The organism is Amycolatopsis albidoflavus (genome assembly GCF_039525725.1).
Classification (GTDB): domain Bacteria; phylum Actinomycetota; class Actinomycetes; order Mycobacteriales; family Pseudonocardiaceae; genus Amycolatopsis; species Amycolatopsis albidoflava.
This window is the reverse complement of the sequence record NZ_BAAAHV010000005.1, coordinates 357,982-384,671: the sequence shown is the minus strand read 5'-3', so window position 1 is coordinate 384,671 and position 26,690 is coordinate 357,982. Positions and strand designations below refer to the sequence as shown.

The window sequence follows — 26,690 nt, the reverse complement described above, 5'->3', positions numbered from 1 at the left end:
CGGTAACTCATCTGGTCCAATATTCGAGGCTGCTTCACCTGGCGTTCCCCGTGCCGACAGGCTCCGTTGAGCGCGGGCGGCGACTGTTGCGGCCGTGCGAATCATCATCGTTGGCGGCGGTGTGCTCGGCACCCAGCACGCCTGGCAGGCCGTGGAACGCGGTCACGAAGTCCTCCAGCTCGAACGCGAGCCGGAGGCGCGCGGAGCGTCCGTCCGGAACTTCGGGCTGGTGTGGGTCGGCGGTCGTGCGGCCGGTCCGGAGCTGGAGACGGCGGTGCGCGCCCGGGAGCTGTGGGAGCGGATCGGCGAACGCGTGCCCGCGCTGGGTTTCCGGCCGAACGGCTCGCTGACGGTCGTCCGCACGGACGCCGAGCTGGCTGTCGCGCAGGAGGTCGTCTCCGGGCCGGAGGCGGCTGAGCGCGGTTTCAAACTCCTCGACGCGAACGAGACCCGGGCGCTGAACCCGGCTCTGCGCGGCAACTTCGCCGGCGCGTTGTGGTGCGAGCGCGACGCGGCGGTCGAGCCGCGGACCGCGCAGCCTGCTCTCCGCGAAGCGCTCAAGGCGAGCGGTCGTTACCAGTGGCTGCCCGGCCGTGAGGTGCGGAACCTGACCGAAAACGGCGTCGTCGACGATCACGGCGGGCGCCACGAAGGCGACGTCGTGGTGTTCTGCACCGGCGCGTGGCTCGGCGGGCTGGTACGCGAGATCGCGGGCGAGATCCCGGTACGGCGGGTCCGGCTGCAGATGGCGCAGACCGAACCGCTGGACGAGCCGTTGCCCACCAGCGTCGCGGACGGCGACAGCTTCCGGTACTACCCGGCCTACCGCGGCGCGGCGCTCGACGCGATGAACGAAGGTCACCCGCAGGGCGAAATCGCCGCGCAGAACGCGATGCAGCTGCTGATGGTGCAGCGTCGCGACGGCTCGCTCACCATCGGCGACACGCACGAGTACGCGCAGCCGTTCTCCTTCGATGTCACCGAAGACCCGTACGAACACCTCGCCGAAGTGGCGGGCGCGTTGCTCGGTCGTCCATTGCCGAAGATCCGCCGTCGCTGGGCCGGCGTGTACGCACAGGCAACCGATCAGACCGCGGTCGTGCACCGGGAACGGTTGTCCGGCAACGCTTTCCTCGTCACCGGTCCCGGTGGCCGGGGCATGACCTGCTCGCCCGCAATCGCCGAAGACACCGCAAAGGAGCTGGGTTGGTGACCACCGAACTCGTCGTGCTCGACATGGCCGGAACGACCGTCGCGGACGACGGACTGGTCGAACGGGCTTTCACCGCCGCGATCGCCGCCGCCGGAGTGTCCGAAGAGGACGAACGCTACGCCGGAATGCTCGACTACGTCCGGGAAACCATGGGCCAGTCGAAGATCACCGTGTTCCGCGCGCTGCTCGGCGACGAAGACCTCGCCCAGCGCGCGAACGCCGAATTCGAAGGCTCGTACGGACGTCTGGTCGCGGCCGGGGAGTGCAAGCCGATTCCCGGTGCCGAGGAAACCATCCGCGGCCTGCGGGAGAAGGGCGTCCGCGTCGCGCTGACCACCGGCTTCGCACCCACGACTCAGCGCGCGCTGCTCGACGCGCTCGGCTGGCACGACCTCGCCGACCTCGCGCTTGCGCCTGGCGATGGCGTGCGCGGCCGTCCGTATCCCGATTTGATCCTCGCTGTCGCACTGAAGCTGAAGGTCACCGACGTCCGCAACATCGCGGTAGTCGGCGACACCCCCACTGATGTCCGCACCGGCCTCGCCGCCGGTGCCGGAATCGTCGCCGGGGTGCTCACCGGTGCCGGCAACCGCGGCGAACTGGAAGCCGCGCACGCCACCCACGTTCTCGACTCCGTCTCCGCCCTCCCCGCCGTGCTCGATCTTGAAGGAGCCACCCAGTCATGAGAATCCGGAAAGCGACCGTCGTCGCTCTCGTCGCCACCCTCGCCGGCCTGCTGTCCGCGTGCGGCGGCACGGCGGGCGGCGCGTCCGGCGACCAGACCGTCACCGTGTACACCGCGGATGGCCTTGAAGACTGGTACAACGCCCGGTTCGCCGAGTTCAAGCAGCAGACCGGGATCACCGTCCAGGCGGTCACCGCCGGTTCCGCCGAGGTTGTTTCGCGCGTAGGCAAGGAAAAGGCCAACACCCAGGCCGACGTCCTCGTCACGCTCCCGCCGTTCGTGCAGCAGGCAGCGAAGGAAGGCCTGCTCGCGACGTCTGCGCCGAAGGGCGTCGACCAGGTTCCGGCCGCGCAGAAGGACCCGCAGGGCCGCTACTACGCGCTGATGAACAACTACCTCAGCTTCATCTACAACCCGCAGCAGGCGAACCCGGCCCCGAAGAGCTGGAACGATCTGCTCGACCCGAAGTACAAGGGCAAGCTCCAGTACTCCACGCCCGGCGAGGCGGGCGACGGCACCGCGGTGCTGCTGCAGGCCCAGCATGTGTTCGGCGACCAGGGCGCGCTCGAATACCTCGGCAAGCTGCAGGCGAACAACGTCGGGCCGTCGTCGTCCACCGGCAAGCTGCAGCCGAAGGTCGCGAAGGGCGAGGTGCTCGTCGCGAACGGGGACCTGCAGATGAACCTCGCCGAGATCGACAAGAGCGGCGGGTTCTCGGTGTTCTTCCCGGCCGACGCGCAGGGAAAGCGCTCGACCTTCGCGTTGCCGTACTTCGCGGGTTTGGTCAACAACGCGCCGCATTCGGACAACGCCCGCAAGCTGCTCGACTTCCTGTTCTCGCCGGAGACCCAGGCTAAGGCCAGCGACGCGTACGGCATCCCGGCCCGTTCCGACGTCAAGCCGCAGGGACCGAAGGCGGAGAAGATCACCGCCGCGATGTCCGGAGTGGACATTTGGACGCCGGACTGGAACTCCGTCCTCGGCCGTCTCGACGCCGACCTCGCCGCGTACCGGAAGGCCACCGGACAGTGACTCCGGCAGTAGAGTTCCGCGGCGTATCCGTCCATTTCGGAGCGACGCAAGCGCTTGCCCCGCTGGATCTTTCGGTAGCGCGCGGCGAAACGCTGGCCCTGCTGGGACCGTCCGGCTCCGGCAAGTCGACCGCGCTCAAGGCGCTCGCCGGGTTCCTCCGGCCGAGCGCCGGGCGGGTGCTGCTCGACGGCCAGGACGTCACCGATCTGCCGCCGCACCGGCGTGGGCTCGGCGTGGTGGTGCAGAGTTACGCGCTCTTCCCGCATCAGCGGGTCGCCGACAATGTCGCGTTTGGACTGAAGGCGCGGAAGATGCGCCGCGCGGACGTGACGCAGCGCGTCGGCGAGGTATTGGAACTGGTCGGGATGAGCGAGTACGCGCGCCGGTATCCCCGTGAACTGTCCGGCGGGCAGCAGCAGCGGGTCGCGTTGGCGCGGGCGCTGGCGATCCGGCCGAACGTGCTGCTGCTCGACGAGCCACTGTCCGCATTGGACGCGGCGCTGCGCGAGGACATGGTCGCGGAATTGCTGCGGCTCAGGGCCGAATTGCCGGACACGACCCTGATCTACGTCACTCATGACCAGAGTGAAGCGCTCGCGCTCGCGGACCGGATCGCGGTGCTGCGCGATTCCCGGCTGGTCGAACTCGGTCCGTGCGAACAGCTTTACCGTCGCCCGGCCACCGAGTTCACCGCGAGCTTCCTCGGTGCGGCGAACCTGATCCCGGTCGAATTGGTGCGCGCGGACGGGTCGGTTGCGACCGTCCGGCTGGCCGGGCGCGAGCTGTCCGCCGAACCGTCCGGCACGCTCCAGCCGGAGCGGCCGGTGGCGCTCGGCGTGCGGCCGCACCGGATTTCGGTCGGCGAACCCGGACCGGACACCTTCCCGGCGCTCGTGCGCGGCGTGCAGTGGCGCGGTTCCGGGTACCGGCTCGACCTCCGGCTCACCGACGAGGTCTGCGACCTCCGCGCCGAGGTGCCGGACAGCCCGGTGCTGCCCGCGGTCGGCGACCGGGTCGGAGTGTCCATTCCGGACGGTTGCCCGCTGGTGGGGGTGGGCGGATGACCGGCCTCGCCCTCGGCACCGCCGCGCTCGCCCCGGCCCGTCGCGGCACTCGGCCCCGCCGGTACCGGATCGGCTGGCTGCTGCCGCCCGCGATCGTGGTCGCCGGATTCTTCGGTTACCCGCTCGTGCTGGTGATTCTGCAGTCGTTCACCGCGCAGGACGGCAGTTTCGGGCTTTCGGTGTGGACGCAAGTGCTGTCGTCGCCGGAATTCGGCCGTGCGGTGTGGCAGACAGTGTTGCTGGCCTTGGGTTCCACGGTCGGCTGTGTGCTGCTCGGCGGATTTCTCGCGCTGGTCGTCGCGTTCGTCCCGTTTCCCGGCGCGACACTGCTGGCCCGGCTGGTCGACACGGTGCTGGCTTTCCCGTCGTTCCTGATCGCGCTGGCCTTCACGTTCCTCTACGGCGGCGCGGGAGTCTTTGGCACCGCTGGGTTTCTGTACTCGCCATGGGGTGTTTTGCTCGCCGAGATTACCTTCTACACGCCCTTCGTGATGCGGCCCGCGCTCGCCGCGTTCAGTCAAGTTCCTTCGGCGCAACTGGACGTAGCGGCGAGTCTCGGCGCGCGGCCAGGCCGGGTGCTGTGGCGGGTCGTGCTGCCGGAAGCATTGCCGTCGCTCGCGTCCGGCGCGTGCCTGGTGCTGCTGTTGACGATGAACGAGTTCGGCATCGTGCTGTTCCTCGGGGCCAAGGGCGTCTCGACGTTGCCGATGCTGGTGTACGGCAAGGGAATCGTCACCTTCGATTTCCCGGCCGCGTCGGTGGTCGCGGTGGTGAACGTGGTGCTGTCGCTGGTGCTCTACACGGTTTACCGGCGAGTGGTCGGAAGGGGAGGCCGTCGTGCTGCTGTGGACGCGGCGTAGCCGGTTGCTGGTGTGGCTGGTTTTCGGGGTGGTTTTCCTCGGTGTAGTGGCCGCACCGCTGGTGATGATCGTGCTGGCGTCGTTCGCCGGGAGCTGGACGGGTGTACTCCCCAGCGGGCTCACCGGAGCGCATTACGCCGAGGCGCTCTCCGGCGAGACGTTCGCGAGCCTGTCGGTGAGCGTGCAGACCGGGGTGATCACGTCGCTGGTCTCGGTGCTCATCGGGACCTGGGCCGCGCTGGCTGTCGACCACGCGCCGCCGCGGCTGCGCCGGATCGCGGATTCGCTGTTCCACCTGCCGATCGCGGTGCCGTCGGTGGTGCTGGGGCTGGCGTTGCTCGTGGCCTTCAGCCGCCCGCCGGTGGCGTTCAACGGCACGCGCTGGATCGTCCTCGCCGGACACCTGATGATCCTGCTGCCGTTTGCGTACAGCACGGTTTCCGCCGCGCTGCAACGCGTTGACCCGCTGCTCGCGCAGGCCGCGGCGAGTCTCGGCGCGCGTCCGTTGCGGGTGCTGCTGCGTGTCCGGTTGCCAGTGCTGTTGCCCGCGATGTCGGCTTCGGCCGGTTTGGCGCTGGCGATGTCGATGGGCGAATTGGGCGCGACGATGATGCTTTATCCGCCGGACTGGCGAACGCTCCCGGCGACCATTTTCTCCCTTACCGACCGGGGACAGGTGTTTCTCGCGTCGGCCAGCACGGTGCTGTTGCTGGTGGTGACGCTGGCCGGGGTGGTGCTGCTGGGGCTGGTGCGGGGGAAGGCTTCCGCTCGGTGAAATAGTTTTCGCGCGCGGATGCAACCTCCGGGGGCTCGATTCCGTCCGCGGTGCATGCGGACAACAGGGAAAATCGTGGGAGCGAGCGCGCTGCTGCTGACGGTCGCGGCGTGCGGGAGCAACGGGACTACAGCCGCGCCGGCTTCCTCCGGCCCGGCGTCGAGTTCGGTGTCGGTTTCCTCGCCGCCGCCGACCTCTTCTTCGCCGTCGGTCGCGCCGCCGCCGGCGTCCGGGCCGCCGAAGAGCCGTCCGACGCAGGGCGTGCCGCCTGGGGATACCGCGCCTGCTGCCGGGCAGATCAACGCTTCGGCGCTTCCGGCTGGGTATCCGCACGACGTCACGCTCGCTGAGGGTGGCTCGGTGGTGGTGATCCAGGCGGAAGAGGGCGGATGCGACAAGCTCAGCGCGAAGGCTGGAGAGCAGACAGCTACTCAGGTTGTGGTGCTGGTGACGATTACCAAGCCGCCGCACGGGCAGATGTGTCCGATGCATGTGCGCGAGATTTCGTTGCCGGTTCGGCTTGCCGCGCCGCTGGGCGGGCGGGAATTGGTGTTGAAGCCAGGCCCGTGAAGATCGCGTGCAACCCCTCGGGGCGGTCGATCCGTCCAGGGATCATGAGGTACTCGACGAAGCTGATCGGAACGACACGACTGGCGGGCGCGGCACTGGTGCTCACGATGGCGGCCGCGTGCGGCAGTCCGACGAGCATGGCGAACGCACCAGCGTCCGGGACCGAGAGCGCGCCGCCGAGCGGCAGCGGCAGTGCCAGTGCCAGCGCCTCGACTCCGGTGCCGCCGCCGGGCAAACCCCAGTTCGACCCTCCGCAAGGGGCGGTGCGGGTTCCTGACAATCGGGTTGACGGGGCGGCGTTGCCTAAGACGTTTCCCAAGGAGGTTTATTCGGACAACGGGGGGACGGTGCTCGTGGTGCGGGCTGAGGAAGGGGGGTGTGGGCATGCGCTTGGGGAGGCTGTTGAGCAGAGTGCCCAGAAGGTTGTGGTGGATTTGAGCGAGACCAAGGCGCAAACCGGGCAGATGTGCACGATGGATTTGCGGCATCCGGTGATTTCGGTGGCGTTGGCGGCGCCGTTGGGGGAGAGGACTGTGGTTTTGAAGCGGTCTGCTCCTCGGTGACCCCTGTTGCCGGATGACTTCGTCGGGGGGTTATTCGGCTCGTCGCCTGGCGGCGACATTGCTTTGAGTGGTTGCGTGGGGCACCCCGAAGCTGATTGTTACGACGGCGCGGGGGTGCTTGTCAAGGCGGGAAAGATGCCTTGACAAGCACCCCCGCGCCGCGTTTTTGGCTTCGTATCGGGGTGCGGGGGTGGTGTGGGTGCCTCGATGGTTGGGTGCATCGGCTGCGGGTCGAGGTGGGGCGGGGCTTGCGCCCCAATGTGGCGTTGGGTGCATGTGACGCACCGAATGTGGCGTTGGGTGCGTGGGATGCACCGAATGTGGCGTTGGGTGCGTTGCGGCGGTGAGTGGTCCGTGAGGGGAACCCTGAGGGACTCTGAGTCCCTCAGGGTTCCCCTCACGGACTTCTTGTTGGGAGTCCACTGTGGACGCGTTGGGCTGTTCGGGGGGTGCGTCGATGGCCTCAGTGGCCGTGCGGCTCTAGGCTTTGCGGCTATGGGAACTCGCCAGGTTTCGCGCAGTGCGGTGGTTGCTGCTGCGCCGGAACGGATTTTCGCGTTGCTTGCTGATCCGGCTCAGCATCCGCTCATCGACGGGTCCGGGACGGTGCGCGCCAGTCGTGGCGCGGCGCCGGATCGGTTGTCGTTGGGCTCCGAGTTCGGCATGGAGATGCGGATGGGGGCGCCGTACCGGATTCAGAACACCGTGGTCGAGTTCGAGGAGAATCGGCTGATTGCCTGGCGGCACTTCGCGGGGCATCGGTGGCGCTGGCTGCTTGAGCCGACGGGGGACGGGCGCACCGAAGTGACCGAGACCTTTGACTGGTCTACTGCTCGGTCGCCGCTCGCGATTCGGTTGCTGGGGTTTCCCAAGCGCAACGCCGAGGCCATCGAGAAGACTCTCGCCCGGTTGGGCGGGATGTTTCCCGGGTGACCTCGGCGTGCTTGGAGATCAGCGGAAGCTGATTTGCAGTACCGGTTCGCTGGTTTCGGAGAAGAAGTCGTTGCCCTTGTCGTCGATGACGATGAACGCGGGGAACTCTTCGACCTCGATTTTCCAGACTGCTTCCATGCCGAGTTCGGCGTACTCGAGGACGTCGACCTTCTTGATGCAGTCCTTCGCCAGCCGTGCGGCCGGGCCGCCGATGGAGCCCAGGTAGAAGCCGCCGTGTTCCTTGCAGGCGGCGGTGACCTGCTTCGAGCGGTTGCCCTTCGCCAGCATCACCAGCGAGCCGCCCGCGGCCTGGAACTGGGCGACGTACGAGTCCATCCGGCCGGCCGTGGTCGGGCCGAACGAACCGGACGCGTAGCCGTCGGGGGTCTTCGCCGGGCCCGCGTAGTAGACCGGGTGGTCGCGGAGGTACTGCGGCATCTCCTCGCCGGCGTCCAGGCGCTCGGCGATCTTGGCGTGCGCGATGTCGCGGGCCACGACCAGCGGGCCGGTCAGCGACAGGCGCGTCTTCACCGGCAGCTGCGCCAGCTGGGCGCGGATCTGGTCCATCGGCTGGTTGAGGTCGACCGACACGACCTCGTCGGACAGGTCGTCCTCGGTGACGTCCGGGAGGAAGCGGGCCGGGTCGCGTTCGAGCTGTTCGATGAACACGCCTTCGCTGGTGATCTTCGCCTTCGCCTGGCGGTCGGCCGAGCACGAGACGGCGACGCCGACCGGGCAGCTCGCGCCGTGGCGGGGGAGACGGATCACCCGGACGTCGTGGCAGAAGTACTTGCCGCCGAACTGGGCGCCGATCCCGAACTGGCGCGTCATCTCCAGCACCTGCTGCTCGAGGTCGCGGTCGCGGAACGCGTGGCCCAGCTCAGAGCCCTCGGCGGGCAGGTTGTCGAGGTAGCGCGCGGAGGCGAGCTTCGCGACCTTGAGGTTGAACTCGGCCGACATGCCGCCGACGACGATCGCCAGGTGGTACGGCGGGCACGCGGCGGTGCCCAGGCTGCGCAGCTTCTCGTCCAGGAACCGGGCGAGCCGCTTCGGGTTCAGGACCGCCTTGGTTTCCTGGTACAGGAAGGTTTTGTTGGCGCTGCCGCCGCCCTTGGCCATGAACAGGAACTCGTACGACGGGTCCGTCGCGTCCGAATCCTTGTGGTAGAGCTCGACCTGCGCGGGCAGGTTCGTGCCGGTGTTGCGCTCTTCCCAGAAGTTGATCGGGGCCATCTGCGAGTAGCGCAGGTTGAGCTGCTGGTAGGCGTCGAAAATGCCCTGCGAGAGGGCGCGCTCGTCGTCGCCGCCGGACAGCACGCCCTCGGTGCGCTTGCCGATGACGATCGCGGTGCCGGTGTCCTGGCACATCGGGAGCACACCGCCTGCCGAAATGGCCGCGTTGCGGAGCAGGTCCATCGCGACGAACCGGTCGTTGCCGCTGGCTTCGGGGTCGTCGACGATCGCGCGCAGCTGCTGCAGGTGTGACGTGCGCAACAGGTGCTGGATGTCGGTGATCGCCGTGCGCGCGAGCGTCGTCAGCGCTTCCGGATCGACCTTCAGAAACTTCCGCCCGGCGGCTTCGACGGTCTCGACACCGTCGGCGGTGACCAGCCGGTATTCGGTGGTGGTGTCCTTGCCGAGCGGCAGGACTTCGGTGTGCTGGAACGTGGTGGGCGGCACAGCGAGGCTCCTTTGCCCTGATCGGGATTGGCTCACGGTACTCAGCGGATTCCGCCCGGTCGCACCGGCGCGGGGACGCTGTGGGATAGCGCACGCCGACGGCGTTCCCCGCGGGCTTCCCGGCAGGCATGGTCGGGAGGCCGGGCCCACCCCGACGGACCCGACCTCCCGGGGAAAGCGGACCGGATGCGCACACACCCGTCCCGCGTGACTAACGGGACCCCCGCCGGCGCGTTGACCGGACGCCGCACAGCGGGGGTCGCGAACGCTTGCTACCCAGTGCCCGGAACCGCCAAACGCGAACGAGACGCGAATTCCACGATCGGGTGCACAGAGTGGTGACGGGATTGCGGTGGGTGTAACTCGAAGAGGGATTAATGGGATTAATCAGGGCACGGAAGGAGGATCGTGCGCGCTATGGGGGCTAAAGGGGTTGGTGGGGCTCAAGTGGCTGGTGAGGCTGGTGGTGTTGATGAGGCGATTTGTCGTCAATTGCCCGGCGGTCGCCGGGGCGGCCAGGGCGGGTGAGATCGGGGCTTGGGCGTGAGAAAACCCCCGGTCCGGAGATCGAACCGAGGGTTTTGCGGCTGCCTGCGGCACCGCTCGCTGGCACCTGAAATCGCGATCGGCGGCACCGCCCCGCTGCCGACCGAAGTCGCGATCGGCGGCACCGCTGGCTGGCGACTGAAATCGCGGCTAGCAGCACCGCTTGCTGGCCGCTGAAGTGGCGATCAGCGGCACCAATTGTTGCCGACCGAAGTCGCTGGCTAGTGGCACCGCTGGCGGGGCCGCTGAAGGCGCGGCTAGTCGCATTGCCCGCTGGCCGCTGAAGCCGCGATCAGCGGCACCACTTGCTGCCGATCGAAGTCGCTGCCAGCGACACCGCTCGCTGGCCACTGAAGCTCGGCTAGCCGCACCATCCGCTGGCCACTGAAATCGCGATCAGCGGCACCGCATGTTGGCCACTGAAGTCGCTGCCAGCTGCACCACCCGATGCCCATCGAAACCGCAACCAGCGGCACCACCCGCTGCTCACCGGAATGATGGATGCGGCCGAAAGCTTCCGCCCCGCTCGACCGGGCCCCACCCGGTCCCCGCGGAAACCTCGACCTGCCTGCCCGCGTGCTTGCCTCGGCCTGGCTCACCGGACCCCACGCCCGGTCAGCCTGCCGCGGCAGCCCGAATCGGCTCGCCGGCAGGCTTCTCCGCCCTCTCCGGAACCCGGGCCCCGAACCCCGGCCCGGAGAGGGAAGAAACTCAGCTGGCGTACGCCCGCAGCCGGTCGGCGCGCTCGCCCTGGCGCAGCTTCGCCATGACCTCGCGCTCGATCTGCCGCACGCGCTCGCGGGACAGGCCGAAGTGCTTGCCGATCTGGTCGAGCGTGCGCGGCTGGCCGTCGTCGAGGCCGTAGCGCAGCCGGATGACGTGCTGTTCGCGGTCGTCCAGCGTCGCCAGGACACGACGAAGGTCGTCCTGCAGCAGACCGGAGATCACCGCGCTCTCGGCGTCGGTCGCCTCGGAGTCCTCGATGAAGTCGCCCAGCGGGGCGTCTTCCTCGGTGCCCACCGGCATGTCGAGGCTCACCGGGTCGCGCGACTGGTCGAGCAGGTCGGAGATCTTGTGCACCGGAATGCCCGATTCGGCGCTCAATTCCTCGTGCGTCGCGTCGCGGCCCAGCTGCTGGTGCAGGTCGCGGCGGATCCGCGCCAGCTTGTTCACCTGTTCGACCAGGTGGACCGGCAGCCGGATCGTGCGGCCCTGGTCCGCCATGCCGCGCGTGATGGCCTGGCGGATCCACCACGTGGCGTACGTGGAGAACTTGAACCCCTTGGAGTAGTCGAACTTCTCCACCGCGCGGATCAGGCCCAGGTTCCCCTCCTGGATCAGGTCGAGCAGCGGCATGCCCCGTCCGGTGTAGCGCTTCGCGAGCGACACCACGAGCCGGAGGTTCGCCTCCAGCAGGTGGTTCTTCGCGACGTGGCCGTCGCGCATCAGCGCGCGCAGCTCCTTGCGGCGCTGCGGCGTGAGGTCCTCGGCGGTGTCGAGCATGTGCTGGGCGAAGACCCCGGCCTCGATCCGCTTCGCCAGCTCGACCTCGTCGGCCGCGGTGAGCAGCGCGGTCTTGCCGATGCCGTTCAGGTACACGCGCACCAAGTCGGCGGCGGGGCTCTGGGCGTCGAGGTCGGCGTCGGTGAGCGCCCCCACGCTCGGACGCTCCTCGGTCTGCTGTGCTGGAATCCGGCGCTCGCGAATCCCGCGCGCTTCGCGTTCGAGAGTCTGGACTGACATTCTGCCTCCCCGGTCACGGGCTGAACGTGTCTCGCCGGCGCCTGCGGGACGGGGCCTGTGGAATCCCGTGTCCGCGGGCCCAGCCGGCTTGGCTGGACACTGGTCTCAACGCCCCGGGAACCTGAAACGTTCCCGGCTCGCTGAAATGAGGACGGGCGTACCCGCCTCGCGGTTGCTCCACCAAAACTGAGGTTTTGCTGAGAACCGCCCCGCTCCGGGAAATGCGTGCGAATCGCGCACTGTGCCTTCGATGTTACGCGCGCCGATCCAATGTGGTCTAGACCTCAATGAGAACGGTGAACGGGCCGTCGTTCACGCTTTCCACCGCCATCTCCGCGCCGAACCGTCCGGTCGAGACGGTGGCGCCGCGGCCGCGCAGTTCCGCGACCACGGCGTCCACCAGGGGTTCGGCGATTTCCGGCCGGGCGGCGGCGGTCCACGAAGGGCGACGGCCCTTGCGGGTGTCGCCGTAGAGCGTGAACTGCGACACCACGAGCAGCGGGGCGCCGGTCGTCGCGCAGGATTCTTCGTCGCGCAGCAACCGGAGTTCGTGCAGTTTGCGAGCCATCGTTTCGGCTTTCCCGAGATCGTCGTCACGGTGCACGCCCAGCAGCACGAGCAGGCCCGGTTCCTTGATCTCTCCGGCGATCTCCCCCGCGACGGTCACGCTCGCGCGGGTGACCCGCGCCGCCACCGCCCTCACTGCGGCGAACCGGGCACGAGCATGCCGTGCCGCACGAGTTCGCGGACGATCGGCAACGCGGAGGCGGTCAGCTCGGCCGAATCGAGGCCCTGCGCGGCGGACAGCAGATCCAGCAGATCCGACAACGGCAGCGCCCCGCGGCAACCCGCGAGAAGCCGCGTCGTGAGTTCGTCGACTTCGTGCTGCCAACCCGGTCCGTCAGTGCGGTGCAGCCGACGCACGGTCGTTTCCCAGCCTTCGTCGCCGGGTGAATCGACGCGTTCGAGCAGCACTGTTTCGGGTACCCGAAACGCTACGTCCAACACGTTGTCGCCGTGCGTACGCAGCCACTCGACGCGGTCGAGCCAGTTCGCTGCTTCGGGGCCGAGCGGGTCGTCGTAAGCCTGTCGAAGGTCTTCGCAGACAACAGTCGGCGTCTGACCGTTTGCGCGCCGCAGCGTCACGAAGCCGAATCCGATGCCCTGTACGTCGTTTTCGCTGAACCAGTCGAGCCACGCCGCTGCTTTGGCGCGGCCTTCGGGCGAGCGCGGGTCGATGCCTTCGTCGCGTAGCCAGGTGCCGACGTACAGGCCCGGGTCGGCGACGTCGCGCTGTACGAACCAGGCGTCAGTCTCAGGCGGCAGCCAGCGCGCGACGCGGTCGCCCCAGTCTTCTCCGCGTCGGTGCAGCCACGACGCGAGGAGCTGACCGGTGCCGCCGTCGTTGAGGAAGCTCGGCAGCTGACGGACAACCAGCGCGCTAGCGTCGTCGCCGGCTAGGCCGGAGTCGCGGTAGGTGTAGTCGACGCGCGGCGGGCCGACCACGAACGGCGGATTGCACACCACCTGGTCAAAGCGGCGGCGCGCGACTGGCGCGAACCACTCGCCGCGCAGCAGTTCGACCTCCAGCTCGTTCAGCCGGAACGTGCCCGCGGCGAGGGCGAGCGCGCGGGCCGACACGTCGGTCGCCGTCACTCGCTGCGCGTGCCGGGTCGCGTGCAGCGCCTGGACGCCGTTGCCGGTGCCCAGGTCGAGCAGGGTGCCGACGGGGCGGCGGCTGGTCGCGCGGATCAGGCTCAGCGACGCATGCCCGACGCCGAGCACGTGGTCCTCGGGCACGACGTGGCCGAGCATGTCGGCGTCGAGGTCGGAGACGACCCACCACGAGCCGTCGTCGTCGCCGTGCGGCCGGATGTCGAGCGCGGCGCGGAACTCGTCCCCGACGGTCCGCAGGATGCCCGCGGCCACCGCGTCGTCCGCGCTGAGCGGGGCGAACGCCGACGAGACGGTCTTCTCCGGCTCGGCGAGACCGAGCAGGAACAGCCGGATGAAGACGCCGAGGTCCCCGGCGTCGAGGCTCGCGCGGCGGGCCGGTTCGGGCTCGCCGCGGCCGAGCGCCGTGTGCGCCGCGCCGCCGAGTGCGTCTACGACGCCGTCAGCGTCGTAGCCGGTGCGTCGGAACGCTTCGCGCAGCCGCGCGCAGACGTCGTCGGAAAGGTCAGGAAGAGGCGTGTTCGTGCTCACGGTGGGTAAGCCTGCCACGATGAGCATCGTGACCACCGAGACCACCGAGCGTGTCCTGGCTCCGCTTGAAGCGGCACTGCCGGAGCTTGAAGCGCTGTACGTCGATCTGCACCTTCATCCCGAGCTGGCGTTCACCGAAACCCGTACGGCGGCAGAGCTGGCGCGACGGCTGACTGAAGACGGCTTCGAGGTGCACACCGGCATCGGTCGCACTGGCGTCGTAGGAGTCCTGCGTAACGGCGAAGGACCGACTGTGCTGCTTCGCGCGGACATCGACGCGTTGCCGGTCGAGGAGCAGACGGGGCTGTCGTACGCGAGCACTGCGCGCGGCGTCGACTCCGAGGGCCGCGACGTGCCGCTGATGCATGCCTGCGGACACGACATGCACGCGACGTGGCTCTCCGGTGCCGCGCATCTTCTCGCGGCTTCGCGGGACGAGTGGTCCGGCACGCTGCTCGCGGTGTTCCAGCCTGGGGAAGAGGCCGGGGACGGGGCCGCGGGAATGGTTCGCGACGGTCTCTTCGACCGGGTCGGGCGTCCTGACGTGGTCTTCGGGCAGCACATCGTGCCTGGTCCGGCCGGGTGGGTGCTGACTCGTCCGGGCGTGATCATGGCGGCGACCGACACCTTGCGGATCACCCTGCACGGTCGCGGCGGGCATGGGTCGCGGCCGGAAACCACGGTCGACCCGGCGGTGCTGGCGGCGTCTGTGGTGCTCAAGCTGCAGACGATCGTGTCGCGGGAGATCGCCGCGACTGAGCCCGCGGTGGTGACCGTCGGCTCGATGCATGTCGGGACCGCGGCGAACGTGATCGCTGATCATGCGGTGTTGGAGGTCAACACTCGCGCCTTCGACGACGCTGTGCTGGTGCGGCTGCGCAAGGCGATCGAGCGGATTGTGAACGGTGAGGCCGCGGCCGCGGGAGCGCCTCAGCCGCCGACCGTGGAGGTTGTCGCGTCCTATCCGGTCACGGCGAACGACGCCGCCGCGTCGGATGAGCTGACTGAGGTGTTCCGGGGTCACTTCGGGGCCGAGACGACGATGCCCGCGCCGTTGGTCACCGGCAGTGAGGACTTCAGCGAGTTCGGCCGGGCGGCCGGGGTGCCGTCGGTGTTTTGGCTGGTCGGCGGGTTTGACGCGCAGCAGGTGATCACCGCGATGACGGAGGGGCGGTTCGAGACCGACGTGCCTTCGAATCACTCGTCGAAGTTCGCGCCGGTGCTGCATCCGACGTTGCGGACCGGGGTCGAGACGCTGGTCGTCGCCGCGCTGTCCCGGTTTGCTCGCCCGGGTGTCGCGGAAGGGCGGTGAGTGAGACGATGGAACGCGGAGGTGGTGCTGTGAACGCACCCCACGGACCGGATCCCCGCCCCGAGCCTGTGTTGATCACCGAGGCCGAGCCGTCGCTGGACGATCAGCTGGCGGCGCGGAAGCGGAAGTACGTCATCATGATGGTTTGCCGGATTCCTTGTCTTGTTTTGGCTGGGCTGACTTATCACACGTGGTGGCTGGCTATTTTGTTTTTGGTGATTTCTATTCCGTTGCCTTGGATTGCTGTGTTGATTGCCAATGATCGGCCGCCGCGGAAGTCGGAGAAGGTTAATAGGTATGCGCGGGATGCGAAGCAGATTGAGGGGCGGAAGCATCGGGTGATCGACGGGTAGCTCGTCGCCTGGCGGCGACATTGGCCCTCCGTTGGTTGCGTGGGGCACCCCGAAGCTTGATTGTGCTGACGGTTCGGGGGTGCTTGTCAAGGCGGGAAAGATGCCTTGACAAGCACCCCCGAACCGCAGGGAGGCTTCGTATCGGGGTGCGGGGGAGGGGCTGGGTGCCTCGATTGTTGGGTGCGCTGGTGCGGTTGAGTGGGTGGGCGCGGGGCCTGGGTGTTTGGCTGGGGCGTGTTCGCGGGTGCCTGTTGGGTGGGCCGTGAAGGGCTCCTTGAGGGAATCTGGTTCCGTGAGGGGCCCCTTGAGGGAATGCTTGTTCGTGAGGGGAACCCTGAGGGACTCTGAGTCCCTCAGGGTTCCCCTCACGGATCGTGGCTTAGGGTTGGGGGCCGATTCGGCTTACTGCCAGTGCGCCTAGTTGGGTGCCTGCGCGTAGGACGTCCACTGTGGACTTTCCGGCCAGCCAGGTGGTGAGGACGCCTGCGTCGAAGGCATCGCCTGCGCCGGTCGAATCCACGCAGGTTGTTTCTACTGCGGGGACTGAGGCGACGCCGGTCGCGTCGATCCAGCTTGCGCCGTCCAAGCCTGCGGTGACTACGACCGCGCCGACTGTGGCAAGCAGTTCGGTGGCGGAGGACGGGTCTGCGGAGCCGGTCAGGGCGACTAGTTCCTCGGTGTTCGGCATGAGGAGGTCGGTGCCGCGTACGTCGTTCAGGAAGGCTGCGGGGTCGTGGATGTGGGCGGCTGCTTGGGGATCCACGGAGGTGGTCAGGCCCGCTTCCTTCGCAGCGGCCAGTGCGGCTAGGCCTGCGGGGCGCGACGACGGGTCCAGCAGGACGTAGCCGGACAGGTGCAGGTGAGTGGAGCCGGTCAGCGACTCGGGCGTGACGTCTTCGGGGGCGAAGCGTTTGTTCGCGCCTCGGTCGGCGAGCATGCTGCGTTGGCCTTCTCCGTCTACCAGCACGACTACGCAGCAGGTCGGGGCTTCCGGGTCCGTCGCGAAGGCGCAGCGGACGCCTGCGGCTTCCAGTTCCGCCTTGATCAGGCGGCCGCCGGAGTCGTTGCCGATTCGGGCTACCAGGGTGGTTTCCGCGCCCAGGGAACGCAGCCACAGGGCGGTGTTCGCTCCCGCACCGCCGCCGGTGAAGCGGATTGCTGCTCTTGCGTCGCCGCCGTGGGGGAGGGGTTGGTCGTGTCGGGCGACTACGTCCAGGCCTGCGTCGCCTACTACTACGATTCCGGTCACGACAGGGCCACCGCTACTTCGGTCGCGAGTTTGGCGTTGGAGAGCACCAGCGCTTCGTTCGCGTCGATGCTGACGCCTTCGCTGGCGGTATGGAAGTGTTCCAGCAGCACGGGAGTCACGTCTGCGCCGTGCACGTCGGCGTCGGCCAGTTTTGCCAAACCCTCTCGCAAGAGGCGGTCGTGCAGGGCACGGTCCATTTCGGACTCCGCGGGGATCGGGTTTGTCAGCAGTACGCCGGAATTCGCGTAGCGGCGGTGGGCGGAGATTACGGCGGCGGCTTGTTTCGCGTCCTCTACGCGCCAGCCGACGGGGTGGCCGGAGGAGCGGAGGTAGAAGGCGGGGAAGTCGTCGGTGCGGTAGCCCAGGACCGGCACCGAGTTCGTTTCCAGGACCTCAAGGGTGGCGGGGATGTCCAGGACCGACTTCACGCCGGAGCACACGACCACGGTCGGCACCTTGGCGAGGACGCCGAGGTCGGCCGAGACGTCCCAGCTCTGTGCCGCGCCCAGGTGCACGCCGCCGAGTCCGCCGGTGGCGAAGACGCCGATTCCGGCTGCCGCGGCGAGGGCGGAGGTGCCGGCGACCGTCGTCGCGCCGGAGCGGCCTAGGCCGACTGCGGGGCCGAGGTCGCGCAGGGACAGCTTGTCCAGGTCGGCGTCCGGGGCGCAGACGCGCTCCAACTCGGCGGGGGAGAGGCCGATGACCGGCCGGCCGTCCAGTACCGCGATGGTGGCCGGTACGGCGCCGCCGTCTCGCACGGTTTGCTCGATTCGGCGGCCGACGTCGAGGTTCCGTCCGTACGGGAGGCCGTGCGAGAGGATCGTGCTCTCAAGGGCGACGACGGGGTGACCGTCGCGCAACGCCGAGGCGACTTCCTCGTGGACGAACAGGGGAGTGGTCTGGGTGGTCACGAACGGACATCATCTGTGATCGCCGCGTGCGCCGCGGCATCGGGTCAGCTCTGCCTGCAGATTTCGCCGCGCGGCGGATTCCCAGCGTGAGCGGGCGGCTTCGGTGAGGTACAACGCCGGGCGCGCGAGGAGGCTTTCCAGGACGGCGGCGCGGCCGGTTGCCCAGGCGTCGTCGGGGTAGCGCGCGTACTCCTGGCGCACGTTGTCCACGTACGCCGCGTACACGGCAGGCGGTGTGCCGAGGATGGCTAGGTCGGCGTCGAGGAGGGCTGCTGCGGCGAAGTCGCCTTCGGGTGCTTCGTGGGCGGCGGTGGCGAGTACGAGTGCTTCGGCCTGGTCGATGTGCGCGTCGGCAACCCCCGCGCGAGTAAGCCAGTGGCGTAGCCATTCGGCGCTGCGCTGTTCGTCTTGGCCTGGTACCGCGTCGTAGACCACGTCGTGTGCCCACGCGGCGAGGACGACGACGGCGCGTTCGTGGAAGGGCAGGTCGGCGGCCAACTGCTCCGCGTCGTGCGCGACGGCGGTGGCGTGGGCTAGGTCGTGGTAGCGGCGGTGCGGTTCGGTGTAGCGCGTTTCGAGGTCGGCCCAGGCGTCGCGGCCGACGTGGTGGTCGCCGCCGAGACGGGTCAGCGCGCTGTGCCACCGGGGTGCGGGCTCGTGCGGCATCCGGGCTCCTGAGGGGTCCCTTGGCAGGTCAGGCGAGCCTAGCCGGGCATTACCGCGGGCGCGGCGCTGAGGCATGATGGTGGGGTGAGCACCGAAACGCTGACCAAGCCGGAGACCGACAGCACCGAGTCGACCGACGACGACTCGCCGAAGATGTTCCACTACGTGCGCAAGAACAAGATCGCCGAGAGCGCGGTCATGGGCACGCACGTCGTGGCGCTCTGCGGCGAGGTCTTCCCGGTCACGAAGTCGCCCAAGCCGGGGTCCCCGGTCTGCCCCAAGTGCAAGAAGATCTACGAGGGCCTCCGTCCCGGCGGCGACGACTGATCCTTCCCGCGCGTCCCGGTGCGCGGGAACAAAGGTGAAAATCCTTCACTCGGTGGCTGTGCACCCGGGGAGGAACTGGTAGACCTGCAGTCCGGCCAGTCGCCTCCCCGCAGGAGTGTCCCCGCATGCGCGCAACCGGGATCGTGCTTTCCCTCGTCGTCCTGCTGTCCGCCTTCAGCGCCGTCGCGGCGGGCGCCGCGAACGCGGTGACCGGATGGACCACCGTCGGCTCAGACCGCGCCCGTCCGCTCGACGAAAGCCAGGGCCTCGCCACTGTCGAGCGCCCGTCCGGCACCAGCATCCGCTACACCGGCATCGGCACGATCGACCCCGGTCTCGCCGCCAAGGGCTGGAACCACATCGGCGACCCGGGATCCGCGAAGGGCTGGTACGTCGAGCCCTATCAGCGTGACGACCGGGGCGCGAAGCTCTTCCGCGTCGAGGCCCCGGACGGCTCCCGCGCCGACTACCAGCACGCGCTGGAATCGTGGGAGGCCAACAACAACTCGTTCGCCGCGGTGTCGCCCGACGCGCGCTGGCTGGTGTCCGGCGAGTGGGGCACGATGGACCGCCTGCTCGTCTACCCGATGCCCGGCGTCGCGGCCACCGATCCCGGCCAGAACCTCCCGTACGCCTCGGCGATCCGGCTCGACCACCCGGTGCGCGACGTCCAGGGCTGCGATTTCGTGTCCGCGACCCGGATGATGTGCTCCTCCGACGACCCGGACGGCAGCCTCTTCGGCACCACCAAACCCTTGCTGCAGGTCGATCTCTCCGGTCCGGTCTCCGGCTCCGACGTCACCGGGCACGTCACCTCGCTCGGCCAGCTTCCGCTGCAAAGCGGTTGCAGCGGCAATTTCGAGGTCGAGGGCATCGACTACGACGAACGCGACGGCACCCTGCGCGTGGTCGTGATGTCGCCGAGCGTCTGCATCGCCTTCGACAGCAAGACGTGGCGGTTCCGCCAGGGCTGACTCAGCCCTGCTGCGGGCGGCGCTGACGCGGTTCCGGGCCGGGAGACGGCTCGGAACCGGCTCGCTCCTCGGACGGGCGCTCAGGCCTCGGGAGCTGCACGGTCTCCGACCCGGCGTGGTTGACCTCGGTGCCGTTCGATTCCTCGTGGCCAGCGGCGGAGTCGTCAGTGTCGTGTTCGGGATGCCGTTTCGGCCGGCGCAACGGCATCGTCGTGCGGTCCCACAGCTTGCGGCCTTCCTCGGCCCGCATCCGCTCGGTCGCGCGTTCCATCTCCAGCCGCCGCCACTTGCGCCGCTGCCGCCGGGTCGCCTTCGCGGGCCACAGCTCCTGGATCGCGCTGTTGAAATACGCGCCGCCGACCACCGCGAGTCCGATGAAGAACATCAGCAGCAGGAAGGCGATCGGCGCGGCCAGCGCGCCGTAGGTGTAGCCGGTTTTGGTGATCCAGTTCAGGTAGATCCGCAGCCCGATGCTCGACACCAGGAACACCACGCCGGCGAGCATCGCGCCCGGCAGCCCTCGGTGCCAGGGCAGCCGGCGCGGCAGCGCGAGCTTGTACAGCGTCGTCAGCGCCAGCGCGATCATCACGCCCAGCACCGGGTAGTAGAGCGTGCCGACCCAGGACGAGACCGTCGGCCGCCAGTCGACCGGGAAGAACTCCGGCAGCAGGTCCGGCCCGATCGCCAGCAGCGGCAGCCCGATCACGAGCCCGATCAGCGCGCACAGGTACAGCAGCAGCGCGAAAATCCGCTGCCACACCTCGTTGCGCACGCCGTACTGGTCGTGCGCGACGGTGATCGCGTCGACGAACGACGACATCGCCGACGAACCCGCCCACAGCGAGATGACGAAGCCCACGGACACGATCTCGCCCTTGCCCACGGTGAGAATGCTGTTCACCGTCGGTTCGATGATCTCCTGCACCGCGTTCGCGCTGAAGATGGTGTGGCTGAAGGTGATGATCCGGTCGTGCACCGCGGTGACCACGTTCTGGCCGAACCACTCGCCGATGAACCCGACGCTGCCGAGCAGCCCGAGCAGCAGCGGCGGAAGCGACAGCGTCTGCCAGAAGGCCGCCTCGGCGGCCTCGGAGAAGATGTTGCCCTCCCACGCTTTCGCGAGGGTGCGGGTGAACAGCCGCCACGGTCCCCTGCGCACGGTCTTCTCCGGCACGCTCTTCTTCGGCACTGCCTCGCCGTCCGGCTCTGCCTCGCCGGCGTCCGGTGTCACCTCGCCCATGGTGTGTCCCAGCATGGTCCATGCGCGCGGTTTTGGCTCGTCACCCCCGCCGAGAGGGGGCGTGTCGGAGGACACCACCCGTGGCGGTGCCCGGCGCCCGCGGGCGCGGAAGGTAAGCTGGCCGACGTGCCCTCATCGCGGCGCCCGGCGGCGAAGCCGGTGCCACAGTGGGGGTTTTCGCACGTCACGGCCGCGCCGAGCGGCCCGAGGAGGGGGTGAACCGAGTTTTGTCCGAGACGACCCAGCCGGTCCTCGGGGCGCCGCCCGCAGAGAAGGACTCCACCGCGCGCCCGCTGCGCGCCTGGCAGCGCCGAGCGCTCACGAAGTACCTGTCGAGCCGGCCGCAGGACTTCCTCGCGGTCGCGACGCCGGGCGCGGGCAAGACCGTCTTCGGCCTCCGGATCGCCGCCGAACTGCTGTCGGACCGCACCGTCGAGGCCGTCACGATCGTCACCCCCACCGAACACCTGAAGCACCAGTGGGCGTCCGCGGCCGCGGCGGCGGGCATCCCGATCGACTCGAACTTCCGCAACACCACCGGCGTCACGTCGTCGGACTACCGCGGCGTCGCGGTCACCTACGCGCAGGTCGCCGCGCACCCCACGCTGCACCGGGTGCGCACGGAGAACCGCAAGACCCTGGTGATCCTCGACGAGATCCACCACGCGGGCGACGCGAAGTCCTGGGGCGACGCGACCAGCGAGGCGTTCACGCCCGCGGTGCGCCGCCTCGCGCTCACCGGGACGCCGTTCCGCAGCGACGACTCGCCGATCCCGTTCGTCACCTACGAACCGGACGGCGGCGGGTTCCAGCGCAGCAAGGCCGACCATTCCTACGGCTACTCCGACGCGCTCGCCGACGGCGTGGTCCGGCCGGTCGTCTTCCTCGCCTACTCGGGTGAGGCGTCGTGGCGCACGAGCGCGGGCGAGGAGTTCACCGCGCGGCTGGGCGAGCCGCTCACCGCGGAGCAGAACGCACGCGCCTGGCGCACGGCGCTCGACCCGGCGGGCGAGTGGATCCCGGCGGTGCTGCAGGCCGCCGACACACGGCTCAGCCAGGTGCGGCAGGGAATTCCGGACGCGGGCGGCCTGGTGATCGCCACCGACCAGGAGACCGCGCGCGCCTACGCCAAGATCCTGGAACGGATCTGCGGCGAAACGCCGACGCTGGTGCTGTCCGACGACCCGAAGGCGTCCGGACGGATCAAGGAGTTCTCCGAGACCAAGGAACGCTGGATCGTCGCGGTCCGGATGGTGTCCGAGGGCGTCGACGTCCCGCGGCTGGCCGTCGGCGTGTACGCGACCAGCGCGTCCACCCCGCTGTTCTTCGCACAGGCCATCGGCCGCTACGTGCGGGCCCGGAAAAAGGGCGAGACGGCGAGCATCTTCCTGCCGAGCGTCCCGGTGCTGCTGGAGCTGGCGAGCGAGCTGGAAGCGCAGCGCGACCACGTGCTCGGCAAGCCGCACCGGGAGAAGGAAGGCTGGGACGACGAACTGCTCGCCCAGGCCAACCGCACCGAGGACGAACCGGGCGAGGAGGAGAAGGCGTTCACCTCGCTGCACGCCTCGGCCGAGCTCGACCAGGTCATCTACGACGGCAACTCGTTCGGCACCGCGGTCTTCTCCGGCTCCGACGAGGAGCAGGAGTACCTCGGCCTTCCCGGGCTGCTGGAGCCGGACCAGGTCCGCGCGCTGCTGCGCAAGCGGCAGGAAGAGCAGATCACCGACGAGAAGCGGCGCAAGCCGAAGACCGAGGAACCGGCCGCGCCGCCGGTCCGGTCGCAGTCGGTGAGCGAACGGCTCGGCGCGCTGCGCAAGGAGCTGAACGCGCTGGTCGGCGTGTACCACCACCGCACGAAGAAGCCGCACGGCGCGATCCACAACGAACTGCGCCGCCAGTGCGGCGGCCCGCCCACCGCGATGGCGACGGTGGAGCAGCTCGAAGAGCGGATCGTCACGCTGCGCTCCTGGTAGCCCAGCGGGATTCCCGCGCGTGTTTCCGTCCCTGGGAGCACGCTCCTTGACCTGGTAGAACCGCGTGTCCGGTTCGGCCAGGGCGCCCGATCGGGCACTCCTGCCCTCTCGACCGGACAAGACCGGACAAGTTCTCGTTACGCTCGGTACGTGGCCGGGGTCACTCCGTCAGCCGAGCCGCCAGATGAGGGCCGTGTTGCCGAACTGTGTCCATTTGGTGTCGGTTACTCGATCCCGGCATCTTCCCCAGAGCCACTCGGCGGCATATGTTGTCGGCCACAACATATCTGCGACGGTGCACCGGGGACCTTCTCCGATCACCCCGCGAGCATGATCGGAGAAGGAACGAGGATGCGCACCAGAACCCTTACCCTCCTCGCCGCGACGGTGAGCGCCGGCCTGGCGCTTTCGGCGTGCGGCGCCAACAGCGCGGGCTCCGGCAACTCGGGGGACAGCAAGAGCTCCGCCTCCGCCCCGGCGGGCGGCGGCGCCAGCGGCAAGGTCGGCGTGATCCTGCCGGAGACCGCCACTTCGGCCCGGTGGGAAGCCTTCGACAAGCCGATGCTGCAGGCCGCGCTCTCCGCGCAGGGCTTCAGCGCCGACATCCAGAACGCCCAGGGCGACAACCAGAAGTTCTCCACCCTCGCCGACGGCTTCATCAGCTCGGGCGTCAAGGTGCTGATCATCGCTCCGTCCGACCCCGCGGTCGGCGCGGCGATCGAGGCCAAGGCCAAGAACGCGGGCATCCCGGTCATCGACTACGACCGCCCGAGCCTCGGCGGTTCGGCCGGCTACTACGTCTCGTTCGACAACGAGAAGGTCGGCGAGATCCAGGCGCAGGGTCTGGCGGACGCGCTGAAGAGCAAGCCGGGAGCCAACGTCGTCCAGATCGAGGGCGCGCCGACGGACAACAACGCGACGCTGTTCGCCAACGGGCACGACAAGGTCCTCCAGCCGCTGTACGACTCGAAGGCGCTGAACCGCGTGCAGAAGCAGGCCATCGACAACTGGGACGCCCAGGTCGGCGGCACCACCTTCGAGCAGATCTTCACCCGCGTCAACGGCAAGGTCGACGGCGTCGTGGCGGCGAACGACGAGCTGGCCGGCGCGGTGATCACCGTGCTGAAGAAGAACGGGCTCAACGGGAAGGTCCCGGTCACCGGCCAGGACGCGACCCCGGCCGGCCTGCAGGCGATCCTGCGCGGCGACCAGACGCTGACGATCTTCAAGCCGATCAAGGAAGAGGCGGAGAACACCGCGAAGCTCGCGGCCGCGCTGGCCAAGGGCGACACAGCCGCCGCGGACGCGATCGCCACCGGCAAGCTGCACGACCCGAAGAACAACCGCGACCTGAAGTCGGTGCTGCTGCAGCCGCAGCTGATCACGATCAAGGACATCAAGACCGTGGTCCAGCAGGGCTACGTCAAGGCGTCCGACATCTGCACCGGCGACCTCGCCGCCAAGTGCACCGAAAACGGCATCTCCTGACGCCGTAGCACCTCCCCGCCAAGAGCAGCCGGGCCGGGACGCGTTCCCCCGACACGCGTTCCGGCCCGGCATCCACGCGAGAGACAAGCGAATCCCATGAGCGAGCCCATTCTCGACATCACCGGCCTGAACAAGAGCTTCGGCCCGGTCCACGTCCTGCACGACGTGGACTTCGCCGTGCGGGCGGGCGAAGTGACCGCGCTCGTCGGCGACAACGGGGCCGGCAAGTCCACTTTGGTCAAATGCATCGCGGGCATTCACCCGTACGACACCGGATCCGTCCGGTTCAACGGCGCGGACGCGCACATCCGCGGCCCCAAGGACGCGGCCGAACTCGGCATCGAGGTCGTGTACCAGGACCTCGCGCTGGCCGACAACCTCGACATCGTGCAGAACATGTTCCTCGGCCGCGAGCGCGGCAGCAGCTGGCTGCTCGACGAGGCCAGCATGGAGAAGGCCGCGCGCGAGACGCTGGCGTCGCTGGGCGTGCGCACGGTGAAATCGGTCCGCACCCCGGTTTCCTCGCTGTCCGGAGGCCAGCGCCAGACCGTCGCGATCGCGAAATCCGTGCTGTGGAACAGCAAAGTGGTCATCCTCGACGAGCCGACCGCCGCACTCGGCGTCGCGCAGACCAAGCAGGTGCTCGACCTGGTCCGCAGACTGGCCGAACAGGGCCTCGGCGTGGTGCTGATCAGCCACAACATGGCCGACGTGTTCGAGGTCGCGGACCGGATCGCGGTGCTCTACCTCGGCAGGCTCGTCGCGGACGTCCAGACGAAGGACGTGACGCACAGCCAGGTCGTCGAACTCATCACCGCGGGCCGATCGGGCGACCTCGGCCTGGCCCGTCCCGAAGCTGTCGCGCTGTGAGCGAGAAAGAACCTGCCATGACCGAAACTTCCGAGAAGCCGCAGACGCCGGACGCACCCGCCGGGGCGATCGCCGACTTCGGCATCGACACCACCTCGATGTCCACCGGCGAGGCGATCAAGGACTACTTCGCGCGGATGAAGGACGGGCAGCTCGGCTCGATTCCCGCCGTGCTCGGCGTGATCGTGCTCGCCGTCCTGTTCAGCGCGCTGTCCGGCGACTTCTTCACCCTGCGGAACATCGCCAACCTGCTGGAGCAGGGCGCGGGCCAGACCATCATCGCGATGGGCATCGTGTTCGTGCTGCTGCTGGGCGAGATCGACCTGTCCGCGGGCACCGCTTCCGGCGTCTGCGCGTCGCTGATGGCGCTGCACTATGTCCACAATGGAAACTTGCTGGGCTCCATGGGAACCGGCGTCTTCATCACGTTCCTCGCGGTGCTCGTGCTCGCGGTGGTGCTCGCGCTGCTGCAGAAGATCTGGGCCGGGGCGGCGGTTTCGCTGGTCGGCATCGTGGTGATCCTGGTCGGCGCCCCGGTCAACGCGTGGGTCGAAATGCTCATCGCGGTCTGCACCGGCACCGCGATCGGCTGCATCACCGGTTTCCTGGTGTCGAAGATCGGGATGCCGTCCTTCGTCGTCACGCTGGCGCTGTTCATCGTGTGGCAGGGCGTGATCCTGCAGTTCGTCGGCGAGGGCGGCACGCTGCCGATCAGCACGAGCGACACGCTCAACGCGGTCGCCAACGGCAACCTCTCGGTCGTCGGCAGCTGGGTGCTGTTCGTGGTCGCGGCGGGCGGATACGCGGTGCTCGCGCTCGGACAGCACTTCTCGCGGCTGAAGCGCGGGCTGGTGGTCCAGCCGACGCCGATCGTGCTGGCGAAGGTCGGCGCCATCGCGGTCGTCGCGGCGGTCGCGACCTACCTGCTCACGATCAACCGGGCGTCGAACGACCTCGTCGTGATCGCGGGCGTGCCGTACGTGGTGCCGATCGTCCTGGTCCTCCTGGTGGCGGGCACCTACGTGCTCAACCGCACCAAGTACGGCCGGCACCTGTACGCGGTGGGCGGCAACAAGGAAGCCGCGCGCCGGGCCGGCATCAACGTGCCGAAGCTGCGCACCAGCGTGTTCGTGATCAGCTCGTCGTTCGCGGCGATCGGCGCGATCGTGTACTCGTCGAAGGTCGGGTCGGTCAGCGGCCAGTCCGGCGGCTTGAACACGCTGCTGTTCGCCGTCGGAGCCGCGGTCATCGGCGGCACCTCGCTGTTCGGCGGCAAGGGCCGGATCATGGACGCGGTCATCGGCGGCGCGGTGCTGGCGATCGTGAACAACGGGCTCGGCCTGCTCCAGCAGAAGGCGGCGGTGGTCAACATCATCACCGGTCTGGTGCTTTTGCTGGCCGCGACCGTCGACGCGCTCTCGCGACGGCGGGCTGAGGCATCGGCCCGCTGAGGGCTGA

General features: G+C 68.8%; 25 protein-coding genes. 17 read left to right on the top strand and 8 right to left on the bottom strand.

All coding sequences use genetic code 11. The annotated features are described in order from the left end of the window. Positions 1 to 94 precede the first annotated feature (94 nt). The 9 genes from ABD156_RS06295 (at position 95) to ABD156_RS06255 (ending at position 7,695) form a co-directional block, all read left to right on the top strand. Positions 95 to 1,213, top strand: a complete 1,119-nt coding sequence (locus ABD156_RS06295) for a TIGR03364 family FAD-dependent oxidoreductase (protein ID WP_344267653.1) — start codon at positions 95 to 97, stop codon at positions 1,211 to 1,213. Then, a complete protein-coding gene (locus ABD156_RS06290; protein WP_344267652.1) occupies positions 1,207 to 1,899 on the top strand; it encodes a phosphonatase-like hydrolase in 693 nt (230 codons plus the stop codon). The genes ABD156_RS06295 and ABD156_RS06290 overlap by 7 nt, the downstream gene beginning before the upstream one ends. Beyond that, complete coding sequence (locus ABD156_RS06285; RefSeq protein ID WP_344267651.1) at positions 1,896 to 2,930, top strand: 2-aminoethylphosphonate ABC transporter substrate-binding protein; 1,035 nt, start codon at positions 1,896 to 1,898, stop codon at positions 2,928 to 2,930. Before ABD156_RS06290 ends, ABD156_RS06285 begins: the two co-directional genes overlap by 4 nt. After that, positions 2,927 to 3,994, top strand: coding sequence for an ABC transporter ATP-binding protein (locus tag ABD156_RS06280; protein WP_344267649.1), 1,068 nt, complete (start codon positions 2,927 to 2,929; stop codon positions 3,992 to 3,994). The genes ABD156_RS06285 and ABD156_RS06280 overlap by 4 nt, the downstream gene beginning before the upstream one ends. Then, positions 3,991 to 4,854: a 2-aminoethylphosphonate ABC transporter permease subunit gene (locus ABD156_RS06275; RefSeq protein WP_344267647.1), complete on the top strand. Its 864-nt coding sequence runs from the start codon at positions 3,991 to 3,993 to the stop codon at positions 4,852 to 4,854. Before ABD156_RS06280 ends, ABD156_RS06275 begins: the two co-directional genes overlap by 4 nt. Then, complete coding sequence (locus ABD156_RS06270) at positions 4,832 to 5,629, top strand: ABC transporter permease (protein ID WP_344267645.1); 798 nt, start codon at positions 4,832 to 4,834, stop codon at positions 5,627 to 5,629. The genes ABD156_RS06275 and ABD156_RS06270 overlap by 23 nt, the downstream gene beginning before the upstream one ends. Before the next feature lie 75 nt (positions 5,630 to 5,704). Next, entirely contained in the window at positions 5,705 to 6,199 is a 495-nt protein-coding gene (locus tag ABD156_RS06265) for a hypothetical protein (protein WP_344267643.1), read from the top strand. Between the two features lie 44 nt (positions 6,200 to 6,243). Further along, entirely contained in the window at positions 6,244 to 6,762 is a 519-nt protein-coding gene (locus ABD156_RS06260) for a hypothetical protein (protein ID WP_344267641.1), read from the top strand. Between the two features lie 495 nt (positions 6,763 to 7,257). Next, the gene (locus ABD156_RS06255) at positions 7,258 to 7,695 is read left to right on the top strand and encodes an SRPBCC family protein (RefSeq protein ID WP_344267639.1); all 438 of its coding nucleotides are present in this window, start codon (positions 7,258 to 7,260) and stop codon (positions 7,693 to 7,695) included. 18 nt (positions 7,696 to 7,713) lie between these two features. On the opposite strand, the gene ABD156_RS06250 is transcribed toward ABD156_RS06255, so the two are convergent. The 4 genes from ABD156_RS06250 to ABD156_RS06235 all read right to left on the bottom strand — a co-directional run bounded on the left by ABD156_RS06250 (position 7,714) and on the right by ABD156_RS06235 (position 13,869). Next, positions 7,714 to 9,375 carry a fumarate hydratase gene (locus tag ABD156_RS06250; protein WP_116206878.1) on the bottom strand — a complete coding sequence of 554 codons (1,662 nt, stop codon included), beginning with the start codon at positions 9,373 to 9,375 and terminating at the stop codon, positions 7,714 to 7,716. 1,257 nt (positions 9,376 to 10,632) lie between these two features. Beyond that, the gene (locus tag ABD156_RS06245; protein WP_344267636.1) at positions 10,633 to 11,664 is read right to left on the bottom strand and encodes a sigma-70 family RNA polymerase sigma factor; all 1,032 of its coding nucleotides are present in this window, start codon (positions 11,662 to 11,664) and stop codon (positions 10,633 to 10,635) included. 277 nt (positions 11,665 to 11,941) lie between these two features. Continuing rightward, complete coding sequence (gene dtd / locus ABD156_RS06240) at positions 11,942 to 12,367, bottom strand: D-aminoacyl-tRNA deacylase (RefSeq protein ID WP_344267634.1); 426 nt, start codon at positions 12,365 to 12,367, stop codon at positions 11,942 to 11,944. Next, on the bottom strand, positions 12,364 to 13,869 hold the full coding sequence (locus tag ABD156_RS06235; RefSeq protein ID WP_377928211.1) for a DUF7782 domain-containing protein: 1,506 nt from the start codon (positions 13,867 to 13,869) through the stop codon (positions 12,364 to 12,366). The genes dtd and ABD156_RS06235 overlap by 4 nt, the downstream gene beginning before the upstream one ends. 19 nt (positions 13,870 to 13,888) lie before the next feature. Here ABD156_RS06235 and ABD156_RS06230 point away from each other — a divergent pair, with 19 nt between their 5' ends. Continuing rightward, positions 13,889 to 15,181 (top strand): amidohydrolase, encoded by a 1,293-nt coding sequence (locus ABD156_RS06230; RefSeq protein WP_344267632.1) that lies wholly within the window; start codon positions 13,889 to 13,891, stop codon positions 15,179 to 15,181. A gap of 8 nt (positions 15,182 to 15,189) precedes the next feature. Further along, positions 15,190 to 15,534, top strand: coding sequence for a DUF3099 domain-containing protein (locus ABD156_RS06225; RefSeq protein ID WP_344268510.1), 345 nt, complete (start codon positions 15,190 to 15,192; stop codon positions 15,532 to 15,534). 379 nt (positions 15,535 to 15,913) lie between these two features. On the opposite strand, the gene ABD156_RS06220 is transcribed toward ABD156_RS06225, so the two are convergent. Genes ABD156_RS06220 through ABD156_RS06210 form a run of 3 tightly spaced genes read right to left on the bottom strand, consistent with a single transcriptional unit; the run spans position 15,914 to position 18,360 of the window. Then, positions 15,914 to 16,783: a carbohydrate kinase family protein gene (locus tag ABD156_RS06220; RefSeq protein ID WP_344267630.1), complete on the bottom strand. Its 870-nt coding sequence runs from the start codon at positions 16,781 to 16,783 to the stop codon at positions 15,914 to 15,916. Continuing rightward, positions 16,780 to 17,694, bottom strand: coding sequence for a pseudouridine-5'-phosphate glycosidase (locus ABD156_RS06215; RefSeq protein WP_344267628.1), 915 nt, complete (start codon positions 17,692 to 17,694; stop codon positions 16,780 to 16,782). The genes ABD156_RS06220 and ABD156_RS06215 overlap by 4 nt, the downstream gene beginning before the upstream one ends. A gap of 9 nt (positions 17,695 to 17,703) precedes the next feature. Next, on the bottom strand, positions 17,704 to 18,360 hold the full coding sequence (locus ABD156_RS06210) for an HD domain-containing protein (protein ID WP_344267626.1): 657 nt from the start codon (positions 18,358 to 18,360) through the stop codon (positions 17,704 to 17,706). Between the two features lie 84 nt (positions 18,361 to 18,444). Here ABD156_RS06210 and ABD156_RS06205 point away from each other — a divergent pair, with 84 nt between their 5' ends. Further along, positions 18,445 to 18,687 carry a DUF3039 domain-containing protein gene (locus ABD156_RS06205; protein WP_020657970.1) on the top strand — a complete coding sequence of 81 codons (243 nt, stop codon included), beginning with the start codon at positions 18,445 to 18,447 and terminating at the stop codon, positions 18,685 to 18,687. Positions 18,688 to 18,812: 125 nt separating this feature from the next. Then, entirely contained in the window at positions 18,813 to 19,661 is an 849-nt protein-coding gene (locus ABD156_RS06200; RefSeq protein WP_344267624.1) for a hypothetical protein, read from the top strand. Position 19,662: 1 nt separating this feature from the next. On the opposite strand, the gene ABD156_RS06195 is transcribed toward ABD156_RS06200, so the two are convergent. Continuing rightward, positions 19,663 to 20,901 (bottom strand): YihY/virulence factor BrkB family protein, encoded by a 1,239-nt coding sequence (locus ABD156_RS06195; protein ID WP_344267622.1) that lies wholly within the window; start codon positions 20,899 to 20,901, stop codon positions 19,663 to 19,665. A gap of 227 nt (positions 20,902 to 21,128) precedes the next feature. On the opposite strand from ABD156_RS06195, the gene ABD156_RS06190 reads away from it, so the two are divergent. From ABD156_RS06190 to ABD156_RS06175, 4 genes are all read left to right on the top strand, one after another. Beyond that, entirely contained in the window at positions 21,129 to 22,874 is a 1,746-nt protein-coding gene (locus tag ABD156_RS06190) for a DEAD/DEAH box helicase (RefSeq protein ID WP_344268507.1), read from the top strand. 351 nt (positions 22,875 to 23,225) lie between these two features. Beyond that, positions 23,226 to 24,362 carry a sugar ABC transporter substrate-binding protein gene (locus ABD156_RS06185; RefSeq protein WP_344267620.1) on the top strand — a complete coding sequence of 379 codons (1,137 nt, stop codon included), beginning with the start codon at positions 23,226 to 23,228 and terminating at the stop codon, positions 24,360 to 24,362. A gap of 96 nt (positions 24,363 to 24,458) precedes the next feature. Continuing rightward, on the top strand, positions 24,459 to 25,232 hold the full coding sequence (locus tag ABD156_RS06180) for an ATP-binding cassette domain-containing protein (protein WP_116205952.1): 774 nt from the start codon (positions 24,459 to 24,461) through the stop codon (positions 25,230 to 25,232). Positions 25,233 to 25,249: 17 nt separating this feature from the next. Then, positions 25,250 to 26,683, top strand: a complete 1,434-nt coding sequence (locus ABD156_RS06175) for a sugar ABC transporter permease (RefSeq protein WP_344267617.1) — start codon at positions 25,250 to 25,252, stop codon at positions 26,681 to 26,683. Positions 26,684 to 26,690: the final 7 nt, after the last annotated feature.